At 37.2% G+C, this 11,707-nt stretch carries 7 protein-coding genes; 1 reads left to right on the plus strand and 6 read right to left on the minus strand.

Annotated elements, in window-relative coordinates:
• Nucleotides 1–33: 33 nt before the first annotated feature.
• The gene (locus tag BLW28_RS08700; protein ID WP_073217906.1) at nt 34–2,532 is read right to left on the minus strand and encodes a T9SS type B sorting domain-containing protein; all 2,499 of its coding nucleotides are present in this window, start codon (nt 2,530–2,532) and stop codon (nt 34–36) included.
• A gap of 351 nt (nt 2,533–2,883) precedes the next feature.
• Between BLW28_RS08700 and hflX the strand changes: the two genes are divergently transcribed.
• Nucleotides 2,884–4,095: a GTPase HflX gene (gene hflX, locus BLW28_RS08705; protein ID WP_073217909.1), complete on the plus strand. Its 1,212-nt coding sequence runs from the start codon at nt 2,884–2,886 to the stop codon at nt 4,093–4,095.
• 115 nt (nt 4,096–4,210) lie between these two features.
• Here the strand turns inward: hflX and BLW28_RS08710 are convergent, their stop codons facing one another.
• From BLW28_RS08710 to BLW28_RS08730, 5 genes are all read right to left on the minus strand, one after another.
• Nucleotides 4,211–5,575 carry an acyl-CoA dehydrogenase family protein gene (locus tag BLW28_RS08710; RefSeq protein WP_073217911.1) on the minus strand — a complete coding sequence of 455 codons (1,365 nt, stop codon included), beginning with the start codon at nt 5,573–5,575 and terminating at the stop codon, nt 4,211–4,213.
• Between the two features lie 122 nt (nt 5,576–5,697).
• Nucleotides 5,698–7,068 (minus strand): DNA repair protein RadA, encoded by a 1,371-nt coding sequence (gene radA, locus BLW28_RS08715; protein WP_073217914.1) that lies wholly within the window; start codon nt 7,066–7,068, stop codon nt 5,698–5,700.
• A 200-nt stretch (nt 7,069–7,268) separates the two neighbouring features.
• On the minus strand, nt 7,269–8,417 hold the full coding sequence (locus tag BLW28_RS08720) for an alpha/beta hydrolase (RefSeq protein ID WP_073217917.1): 1,149 nt from the start codon (nt 8,415–8,417) through the stop codon (nt 7,269–7,271).
• A gap of 103 nt (nt 8,418–8,520) precedes the next feature.
• Nucleotides 8,521–10,959, minus strand: a complete 2,439-nt coding sequence (locus BLW28_RS08725; protein WP_073217918.1) for an NHL repeat-containing protein — start codon at nt 10,957–10,959, stop codon at nt 8,521–8,523.
• 131 nt (nt 10,960–11,090) lie between these two features.
• Nucleotides 11,091–11,672, minus strand: coding sequence for a ribonuclease HII (locus tag BLW28_RS08730; RefSeq protein ID WP_073217921.1), 582 nt, complete (start codon nt 11,670–11,672; stop codon nt 11,091–11,093).
• Nucleotides 11,673–11,707 lie beyond the last annotated feature (35 nt).

An 11,707-nucleotide genomic window follows, 5' to 3' on the forward strand; every position in this document is an offset into this window, starting at 1 on the left:
TCTTTTTGGTAGTTAAAAAGTGTCTCATGATTTTTAGTTAGCCTTTTGGTTAAGATAGATCCAACCTGTAGCTTGTTGGCCATAGACACTATCGTTCCCTGCAAGGTCGATTACGTAGAAATACGTTCCCGTTGGCAAATCATTTCCATTTTTAGATTGACCTTTCCATTGATTTGTGTAGTTAACTTGCTCAAAAACTATAGCACCGTAACGGTTAAAAATCTGTAGTTTTTTAATTCCAGTTCTGTCATTAAGGAAAGTAAGGTCTAGAACATCATTAAACCCATCTCCGTTTGGTGAAATTCCTTGAGAAATAACACAGTTTCCAACAGGGTAAAGGGTAACGTCGATAGAGTCTTCACCGGTACAACCGCCTGTAGAAATAATAACGCTGTAGGTTTGAGTTCCCATTAAACCAGCGTCTAGAGATATATCTAAAGTACTGTTTGTTTCACCTGCTATTACATTACCATTTAATAACCATTGGTAAGTTACACCTTCTTCTGAAGTAGTAGCTGTTATGGTTTGAGTTTCATTAGGACACGTTTGGAAATCGGCGCCAAGTGTAACTTCAAGATCATCACGGCCGCTAACAATTATAGAGTCTTCACCTGTACAGCCATTCGCATCTGTTACAATTACTGAATATTCGCCTACTTCAAAGATCTCTAAAGTTTGATTTGTTTCACCAGCTAGTAATACACCATTCATAAACCATTCAAAAGTCATGTTTGAAGCATCATTTACAGTTGCAGTAATTGTGGTATTAGCTTCAAAACAACTTTCGAAGTCATCTCCTAAACTCACAACAATTGGTTCGGTAAATGTTACCACAATACTATCTGTAGCAGTACAACTACCAATTGAAATATCTAAGGTGTAGGTTCCAGTTTCACTTACAGTAATTGTAGGTGTGGTTTCTCCAGTACTCCATAAAAATGTTACACCTGTTGTTCCGCCTGGTATAGTAGGAACAATTTCGAAAGTACCACCAGCACAAACAACTTTATCTGGACCCAAGTCTAAGATAGGTTGGTTTGAAATAATAATATCTATAGTAAAAGTTTCTTGACTACAAGGAGCGTAGGTTACAGTAACATTATAGGTGCCTCCTACGGTTGGAGTAAAAGTGGCATCAGTTGAAACTACTGTTCCAGAAGAATCTGTCCATTCATAAGTTACTAAAGTAAGGTCGATTCCTGGGGTCGTTGGAGTAGCGTCTAGAACCGGTATTGGGTCTATTGAACAGATTTGAAGCTCAGTAGGCAAATCATTTGAAAGATCAACTGTTTCGCCAAAAGATAATTCAACACTGTCTATTATACTACAATCACCTTTTGTAACTTCTAGCGTATATATTCCTGAATCGGTAACAGTTATTGTAGGGGTTGTTTCTCCTCCTGGACTCCATAAATAGGTTGCGCCAGTAATATCTCCAGTAATAGTAGGAACTATTTCGTATGAAGGAACATCACATAGTGCTAAGTCTGGACCTAAATCAAGAGTTAAATCAAAATCTCCATCTAAAGAAACTTGAACGTCATCGGTTACAGTAACAACATCACCATTACAGTTTGTGTAAACAGCTTGTGCTGTGTAAACAGTAACCGGATCTGTTGGACAAACAGTAATGGTTGGGTTTGTGCTTATCTCGTTTCCATCAGCATCTAACCAGGAAAACACAACATTTGGTGGGCCATTTGGAGTAAATCTCCATGCTTCGTTTGTGGCAGACCAGTTACCTGTGTTTCTACCAGGTGCGGTTTCTCCTATAGTACCATCTTGGTTTTGAATACCTATTACAGCATTTCCATCGTTCCAAGTACAACCTCCTGGTCTGTCTTGAATGTATACTTCAATAACGTTGGTTGTTTCATACATTACTATTTGTGAAGTAAGGCTTGAACCAGAACAAGCACTACCGAAATAAGGAATGCCAGGGAAGTTTACAACCATAGTTCGGTCTGGTGCATCACCAAAAACTGTCCAATTTATATTTCCTGAGCCTCCAACTGCTGGATTCACATCCATATAAGGTCCAAAAATAGCGGTGTGGAATAGGTTAGGGTCTGGAATTGATTCGTCAAAAGACCAATCGCAAAAACCACCAGGAGTGTTTTGTGCCAAGTCGAAAGAAACAACTGCGTTTGAACCAATAACCATTTCTGTATAAGTTTCACCGTAAAAGCAAAAATCAAATGGCAAGGTGATTGCAGATGACCATCTGTCATCAATATTCACAGAAACCGGCGTTCCTCCTGTAAAAGGGAACGGTGGTGCGTAGGGAATAGATGAAACTGCATAGTCACTAGTGTCACCAGTATATAGGTAGCTGGCGTTAAGTTCGGTACAGTCTTCATTACAAGGTATCTCAATATCTTCTCCTGCATCTACATTTGGATGCCCTGGCCCTTGAGCAAGCGCCTGTAGAGATATCGCAACGAAACTGAATAGCAAGAAAGTGTTTCTTGCAAAGTTCACCTTAAGAAAATTGAGGCAACTTCGTAAACAAGGGGGTAATTTTTTCTTCATAAAGCATTGGTTGAAAATTATCGTATTTAAGTTAAAATTTTTAACAGCCGAATATAATAAATTTATAGTAATCATCGCTAGGAATTGTGTGTTAACTTTTAATTTTTGTTGATAATCAGGTTGCTCACGATTTTTAAAATAATATCAAGACGCGATTTATTGAATGATAAAAGACTAAATATCCTGAGAGTGGTGTTAAAAACCTCTTAAATTAACATTATCATTGATTGCTTTTTAATGATTAATAGTGAATGGGTTGTTTTAGTTAAATATATTCAAATGCTGTAAACAACAGAAATACCTTCCTCAGGGTTTTGTACATTTGTCCTATATATAACGTATATTAAGCTTATGATAGATCAAACAGATATTTCCTACGAAAGAACAATACTTATTGGACTAATTACACAATACCAAAATGAGGAGATGAGTGATGAATACTTAGACGAGCTAGAGTTTCTCGCTTTTACGGCAGGTGGTGAGGTGTTAAAGCGGTTTACTCAAAAAATGGAAGTGCCCAATCCTAAAACTTTTATTGGAACTGGAAAATTGGAAGAGGTTAGGCAATATGTAGAAGAACACGAAATTGGAGTCGCCATTTTTGATGATGAACTTTCACCAGCCCAACAAAAAAATATTGAACGCATCCTACAATGCAAAATTATTGATAGAACTAATTTAATATTAGACATTTTTGCCCAAAGAGCACAAACCAGTTATGCACGAACGCAGGTAGAATTGGCACAATACGAATATTTGTTACCAAGATTGGTAGGAATGTGGACTCACTTAGAACGACAGCGTGGTGGTATTGGAATGCGTGGGCCTGGTGAGCGAGAAATTGAAACAGATAGACGAATTGTACGCGACAGAATATCTTTACTAAAGGATAAATTGAAAAAAATTGACCGCCAAATGGATGTTCAACGCGGCAATCGCGGATCGTTAGTTCGTGTTGCTTTGGTAGGGTATACAAATGTTGGAAAATCTACATTAATGAATGCCATTAGTAAAAGTGAAGTTTTTGCCGAAAATAAACTTTTTGCCACGCTAGATACTACAGTGCGTAAGGTTGTAATTGGTAACCTTCCATTTTTATTGACCGATACGGTAGGGTTTATCAGAAAATTACCTACCCAACTTGTTGAGTCTTTTAAAGGAACATTAGACGAGGTTAGAGAATCGGATTTGTTGTTGCACGTAGTCGATATCTCACACCCTTCATTTGAGCATCATATAGACTCGGTGAATAAAGTTTTAGAAGAAATAGGAAGCGCAGATAAACCAACAGTTATGGTTTTTAATAAAATTGACGCTTATAAACCTGAAGAAATTGATGAAGACGATTTAATGACCGAAAAGACCACGGCTCATTATACATTAGAAGAATGGAAACAGACCTGGATGGCAAAAGTAAACGGTGATGCCATTTTTATTTCTGCCCTAAACAAAGAAAACTTTGATGAGTTCCGAAAAATGGTCTATGAAAAAGTTAAGGAAATACATACTACACGCTTTCCTTACAATGATTTTCTTTATTCCGAATACGACGGAGAAGAGTAAAATTTAATACGGTACAATTGTTAACTGTTTCCAAAAATGCAACCTTTTGGAAGCAGTTTTTTTAAGTGACATTAAGAATGGTTTAATAAGGAGGTTTTCTGTGGAAAATATCTTTCTAAACAAAAGCACCGTATCCTGTAATTGCCCTTCCTACAATTAGTGTGTTAATTTCCTTGGTGCCTTCGTAGCTGTAAATTGCTTCGGCGTCGGCAACAAATCGGGCTACATCGTACTCTAATAAAATTCCGTTACCGCCCATTACTTCACGGGCACTACGCACAACGTCTCGGGTGCGAAGACTGCAGAAAACTTTTGCTAATGAAGCGTGTTCATCAGTCAATAAATCTTCGTCTTGCAGTTCGGAAAGCCTGAAACACATGGTTTGCATTGCGGTTAAATTGGCCAGCATTTCGACTAAATGATTCTGTACCAGTTGGAAAGAGGCTATCGGTTTGCCAAATTGCTCACGTTTTTTAGTATATTTAAGAGCGCTTTCATAAGCTCCCCGCGCACAACCTACTGCTTGCCAAGCCACGGCAGCCCGGGTTACCTTTAAAACCTTTGCAGTATCTTTAAATGAATCACATTTTTGAAGTCGATCACTTTCAGGAACGCGGCAATTTGTTAAGGTAATCAATGCATTTTGAACTGTTCGTAAAGCCATTTTACCTTCAATTTTTTCAGCTTTAAATCCTGGGTTTCCTTTTCTTACTAAAAAACCTTTTACTCGATTAGTTTCTTCATCATTCGCCCAAATAACGGTTACATCGGCAAAAGTGGCGTTTCCAATCCATTTTTTCTGTCCGTTTAAAATCCATTCGTCGCCTTCTCGTCTGCAAGTGGTTCCCATTCCTCCAGCAACAGCAGAACCCACATCTGGCTCTGTAAGTCCGAAGGCGCCAATTACTTCCATTCGAGCCATTTTTGGAAGCCATTCCTGCTTCTGTGCTTCACTTCCGCAAATATTTATAGAGCTCATTGCCAAACCACTATGTACTCCAAAAAATGTGGAAATAGAAACATCTACCCTTGCCATTTCCATAGCGATGATTCCTTCCATAACGGAGCTTTCATTTGGTGTTTCATACCCTTCAATAGTGAGTCCGCAAATATTTAGCGCTGCCATTTTGGGAATGATTTCAAATGGAAATTCAGCTTTATTCCAGTATTCATTGGCAATAGGTCGAATTTCATCTTCCATAAAATTTCGAACTTTTAGCTGTAGTTCTCTTTGTTGTGGTGTTAGTTTTAAACTCAGGTCGTAAAAATCACCATCGATGGGAGGTAGTTTATGCTGACCTTTTTTTCCGCTTTTGTGTTTTAGCATTTTCATCAGCCCTTGCAATTGGCGATCGTCGAGTTCGCCTACAGTTTTCATTATTTCAGAAAGATCTACCTTTTGCGAAAGTTCGCCCAACGCATCGAGGTCAATGTCTTTCATTAGACGAAACGTTTGCTTTATTTTTGAGAAGATGGACATACGGGTATTTTTAGAAGTGAATCCTAAAGATACCGTTAAGCTGATTTGTAATTGGCCAAAAAAAAGTTAATTTGCATAAATTACAATGACTACTAGTGAATTAGTCCATTGAAGTGTTCTGCCTATCCAAATAAATGATGTACAACATCGTGAACCTTGGCTACTTTTATAATGTTAATGCTGAAAGTGTCTTTTGGAATCTTGCAGTATTTTGATACAATAATAGAAGTGAATCCAAGTTTTTCGGCTTCGAGAATACGTTGCTCAACTCGGGTCACGGGTCTTATTTCGCCTGCAAGTCCAACTTCGGCTGCAAAACACATTCGTTTGTCTATTGCAATATCAATATTTGAAGAAAGTACTGCAGCAACAACGGCCAAATCGATAGCCGGATCGTCTACTGTTATTCCGCCCGTTATATTCAAGAAGACGTCTTTAGAACCCAATTTAAATCCGGCTCTTTTTTCCAGAACGGCGAGTATCATATTTAGGCGTTTGGCGTTGTAACCAGTGGCGCTTCGTTGCGGTGTTCCATATACCGCTGTGCTAACCAGCGCTTGTATTTCGATCATCAATGGGCGCATGCCTTCAAGCGTGGCAGAAATTGCGGTTCCGCTTAAATCTTCATCATTTTTCGAAATAAGTATTTCTGAAGGATTTGACACTTCACGTAAACCACTTCCTTGCATTTCGTATATTCCGAGTTCATTCGTGCTACCAAACCTGTTTTTATTGGCGCGTAGAATTCTGTAAATATGGTTTCGGTCGCCTTCAAATTGCAAAACCGTGTCGACCATATGCTCTAAGATTTTAGGGCCAGCAATATTTCCGTCTTTGGTAATATGGCCAATAAGAATAACAGGTGTTGCGGTTTCTTTTGCAAATTTTATCAATTCTGCTGTGGTTTCGCGAATTTGGGAAATACTTCCTGCGCTGCTTTCAATATAATCTGTATGAAGGGTTTGTATAGAATCGATCACAACTATATCGGGGTCGAGATCTGCTATAGCTTTAAAAATATTTTGAGTTTTTGTTTCTGTAAGAATATAACAGTTTTCTGAAATGGGCTGAATGCGCTCTGCCCGCATTTTTATTTGCTGTACGCTTTCTTCGCCCGAAACATATAAGGTTTTATAGGGAAGCTGAAGTGCTATTTGCAGCATTAACGTACTTTTTCCAATTCCTGGTTCTCCTCCCAAAAGCGTTAAAGACCCTGGCACTAATCCGCCGCCCAAAACTCGGTTTAATTCGTTGTTTTGGGTGTTTAATCGAGCTTCGGCTTGAGTCGAGATTTCCGAGATTCGTTGCGGTTTGGCGGTTCTATTCCGTCCATATGTTGATGAATCCTGGTTTTCCCAGCTTACCTTTTCAGCTTTTTGAATTACTTCTTCGGCAATGGTATTCCATTCTTTACAAGAAGTACATTGTCCTTGCCATTTGGCAAATTGAGCGCCACAGTTCTGACAGAAAAAGGTTGTTTTAGTTTTAGCCAATGGTTTTGTTTTAATCTTTGTTCTGCGAAAATAGCACCTTCTTTTTAACGAATAGGCTTTTGAATACGGGTTTCTTTTAATTAAAAATTGATTTTATAAATAGCATTATCCGATTCAATTTAATCAGCTAGAACAATTCAATAGAAATGGAATTTAAGTGTCGATATTTACTTCAGTAAAGGCTTTGAAAATTAACGGAATTAATACCCAAAATCGTTTTTTATTTTAGCTGCTCGGTCTAACATAACATCAACGGTTATAAAATCCACTTCTTCCTTATCGAAGGCGCTTTGATAAATTCGCATTGCCTTTCGTGCATTGCCTGACTCCTCATAATAGCGTCCCATATAATAATCGCCTAAAACCGATTTTGGATATTGTTTTTGGGCAAGAGCAGCGATATCTCGCACAGATTCCCATTGCTTAGTCTTTTCTGAAGCTGCAAGGGTTGCTAGAAAATCATTAACACGAATATTGTTGGTTATTCCGAAAAGCTCTTCGATGACTTTATATTTATCTAGAAGATATTCAGAAATTGGCGTTTCCATTTTTAGCAATACATCGTTAAATTCTTGTTTGCTGATTGGTCTATACACAGAAAATATTTTTTCCAAAGCATGTGGGATTCCTCTACCAACTAATGTGTAATGCGTGGCACCTTCAAAATTGTCGAAATAATAATTTAATGTAGGGCTCTTTATTTCTTTTAATTGATTGTTTAAACTTTCGGCAGACTCTCTTAGTCCTTTAATATCATCTGTTCCAGTAGCAACATAATAAAATATCCTCCCCGGAATGGCAGCCAGTCTATCGGCTATTCTCTGCTCCATCATAGGTGCAAAATCTGGGCTTAAGTTGATGTATCCGTTTAATAAAGGCGGGCTTTTAAAGAGATAATAATTTATAAAATTTGCTGTAAAATCGTGGCCTACGCCAATAATGAATTTTGCCGTGCGGTATTCTTTGTCTATGTGCGGGATTAGTTCTAAGCCAATAAACTCGAAAAACTTCGAACCATCCTCATCGGGTAAATAGTTTATATTGTCATACGAACAATCTAAATAACGATTCTCACCTTGAATAATTCCAACAACAATAGATTCTGGCATGTCTTCCCAATAGCTATAATAATCAACATTTCCAGCTACTGGTTCGAACAGATAATCACCATCTAGCACCAAAACGATGGGGTATCTTTTGTCTTTATTGGTTTCGTAATTTCTTGGAAGTTGGATTTTTATCCGTTGTGTGGCACCTATTTTCTTTGAATTAATTTCTTCATAAATAACTTGAGACTGTGAGGTGTAGTTAAATAGAATTATTAAGACGAGTAGTACGTATTTTTTCATATCTAGTCCTTTTAAATTACCGAAAGATAGTGAAATTTCTAATGAAATAATTTTTCAGGCAATAGTAATAAAAAAACCAAAAGTGTGAAGTAAGTCTCAATTCCTAATTCACATCGTACACGATTACGTCTTTAGAATCGCCTTTTACACTTAAATTAAATCCATTTCGAGAGCTACTTTTGCCCATAGATGCTTCTGAAGTTCCGTATACTGGAAATCCATTTATCAAATTTGCATTCGTGTCAAAAACATAGACTTTGTTTTCTTGGGTTTCGGTAGTGGTTACGTAGACTTTTCGATTTATTTCAAATAATTTGGGCTTGCTGTATAGTCCGATAGGGAGTTCGGCTAATTTTCCATCAATTCGTAATAAATTATTGTCTAACGTTGCTTTTGTGTTACCGTTAATAGCAAACCAGTAGCCAATTCCTACATTTAGTTTTTGCGAACTAACTTTTCCATCTTCAGCAATACGTTCTTTGGTGTTTTCTTTAGTAATTACAACAAAAGTATTGTCTTCGGCTGTTACTGGAATTTCAGAGAAATTAAACTTTTTTGAAACGGAAACCCTAGGTTTTCCAATGCGGCTTAAAATATTTAATGTGCCGTTTTCTTCAGCAATTAGAATGTAGTCTTTATTTCCCATTCTAATGTGTACGGGAGATTGGGCAATGTTGCTTTTCGCCTTAGGGAATTTAAAGCCTTTTACAATTTTTCCATCTTTGTTATAAAGTAATACTTCTTTTCCTTGAACCACTACAAACCGATACTTACCGTTGTTATCGTAATCGAAAACAGCAAGCGGTTTGGTGATTTCGTCCTTGAAATTTATTGGAAATGATTTCACGTCTTTTCCATTCCTATCAATTATAAAAACTGTGCTTTTGGTAGCGAAAGCCATTTGTTTTTTGCCGTTGTTTGCAATATCTACTTCTATAATTTGACCTAAAATAGGCGAATCGAGATTTCGAGTCCAAAGAATTTTTCCGCTTTCAGATATGTAATACAGTTTGTTACTAACGTCTTGAACCGCTACATTGCCGCCATCGCCAATTATTTGAGGATTACCCAAAACGGTATTTTCAAGGTTGGTATTAAATTTTTCCGAAACCGCGCTAGAAATACTTTTAGTTTCAGTTTTACCTTCTTTACAGCTTAGCGTAACGTGGGCAAAATTTCTGTCGAAACTAAATTGAAGTGCTGCTAAAGGGTAGTTTGTCAATGAAATATTATTAAAGCTATTTCGCGAATTTGCATTAAAAAAGCCTGCGATCGTTTTCGCAAAATTGCCCCTCATTTTTAAAACCAACAGCGAAGATGCCGCGCTTAAATTTGAAGCGGTATTTTCAAAAAAGGTTGTGTTTATTAAAGTTGTATTGTTTTGAAATGAAACAATTATTTCTTGGGCAGAAGCTTCAGTGTCTGTAAAAACAAAGAAATTTTCAAGTTGAAAAACATAGTTTGCTTTTTGTGAATTGATAAGTGGGGAAAATGTTTTTTGGAATAATACGGGCTCACTAAAACTTTTTATTTCTACATCGCGAAATGAATTTTCTGTTGTAACATAACGCGCCAATGCATCGCTTGTTAAAGATGCATCAATGCTTTTTATGAAAATTGCAGAGCCACTTTTAAGGTCGATGGTGCCAATTTCGCTTGTAGAATCGAAAATACCAGTGGTTTTTGCTCCTGCTTTTTCCCCGCGAAATCCACGAAGCTTGTTTTGTAAGTTTTCGGCATCGTCAAAAGTAAAACTCATGGCTCCAATAGCATCCATTGGTGCTAATGCTGCAAGATTATTCTGTTGTGGCACTTGTCCTTCAAAAATGTTGAGCAACTGCGGAATGCTATCTGTAGCTAACGTAATTCCAGTTGCTACGAACGACTCAGGTTTAATCGAAATGTCTAAAGCGCTCCACGAAGTAAAATCAACATTTGAAGAATCGGTTATGGCAACTTTATTTCCGCGGAGTAAGGCTGTAAATTCACTAGTATTTGGCAGTTGAAATACTTTTTTAAAAGCTTCTTGTTTTTCGGTTTTTCCTTTTAAAATATCCATCAAAATTTGTTGCGAAGAAGAAGCGACAAATATGCTATCTACTACGGTCGCAAAAGCTGTTTTTTTACCGATTGTAATTCGTTGTATGGACTGTTTGTCTATTTGTAAAGTTTCAACTGTTTTGTTTTTAATAGAATCTGGTTGAAAAAGGGTAGCAGCTTGTTTTGATATAAAAGTATAAGCCGAAAGCGAATCGTTTACTTTGTTGATGCTCAATAAACTTGGTGAATTGGGGTGCAAATTTTTAAGAAGTGGTGCTTCTTCTGAAAAGAATAGGTACGGTATGGTTTTATCAAATTCTGAAAGCAGGGAATTGTTTTTAATATCTGCCTGCAGGCCTTCCCAATTTGATATTTTTAGAACCACAGCTGCATTTTCTGGTACAAAGTCCATTAACGTTCCTGTTTTCTGGGTTGTTTGTTCACAACTCAAAAAGGAGACGAAAAGTAAAAGCAAAATCAGTTTTCCCGAAATTTTTTCCATATAGACAAATGTAGCAAGGAAAGGCGTTGGTTTCAAGCAGTTTTAAAAATGTTTATTGACGGGTTTTCAACAGATTCCGAATTAATCATTGCCAATAAGTGTGTATTGAGCTGTTAAAAGCTGCTTGTGAATTAAACAGGCACTAGATTAAAACTCTTTCTATGAAAATCAGTACTTCCAAAATTACGGATAGCTTCCCGATGTTCTTTAGTAGGATAGCCTTTATTTCGTTTCCAATTGTATGCCGGAAATTTTTGGTGAAGTGCCGCCATATATTCGTCGCGATAGGTTTTTGCTAAAATAGAAGCTGCGGCTATATGCAAGTATTTGCTATCTCCTTTCACCACACATTCAAACGGAATTTGATGTAAAGGTTTAAAACGGTTACCATCTATGGCTATAAATTCGGGTGTTTGTGAAAGTCCTTCAATGGCGCGATGCATGCCCAAAATAGATGCGTTTAAAATGTTGATTTTGTCTATCTCGTGCATCATTACGTGTACCACGTGATAACAAATTGCTTCTTTTTCAATTATTTCACGAAGTTTGTTTCGCTTTTTTTCTGAAAGTTGTTTGCTATCCGTTAAAAAGGGATGCTTGAAATTGTTGGGAAGTATTACAGCAGCAGCCGTAACAGGGCCTGCTAAACATCCACGACCCGCTTCATCGGTGCCACATTCTAGTAGATTCGGATTTATTTTTAATTTCAACATAATAGATGCAAAACTCCATATAAAAATGCAAGAAC

It is taken from the genome of Aequorivita viscosa, from assembly GCF_900106795.1.
Classification (GTDB): domain Bacteria; phylum Bacteroidota; class Bacteroidia; order Flavobacteriales; family Flavobacteriaceae; genus Aequorivita; species Aequorivita viscosa.

What these genes read in the sequence shown, in the direction of transcription:
- BLW28_RS08700 (WP_073217906.1), bottom strand. Translation starts at nt 2,532, where the DNA reads ATGAAGAAAAAATTACCCCCTTGTTTACGAAGTTGCCTCAATTTTCTT.
- hflX (WP_073217909.1), top strand. Translation starts at nt 2,884, where the DNA reads ATGATAGATCAAACAGATATTTCCTACGAAAGAACAATACTTATTGGA.
- BLW28_RS08710 (WP_073217911.1), bottom strand. Translation starts at nt 5,575, where the DNA reads ATGTCCATCTTCTCAAAAATAAAGCAAACGTTTCGTCTAATGAAAGAC.
- BLW28_RS08720 (WP_073217917.1), bottom strand. Translation starts at nt 8,417, where the DNA reads ATGAAAAAATACGTACTACTCGTCTTAATAATTCTATTTAACTACACC.
- BLW28_RS08725 (WP_073217918.1), bottom strand. Translation starts at nt 10,959, where the DNA reads ATGGAAAAAATTTCGGGAAAACTGATTTTGCTTTTACTTTTCGTCTCC.
- BLW28_RS08730 (WP_073217921.1), bottom strand. Translation starts at nt 11,672, where the DNA reads ATGTTGAAATTAAAAATAAATCCGAATCTACTAGAATGTGGCACCGAT.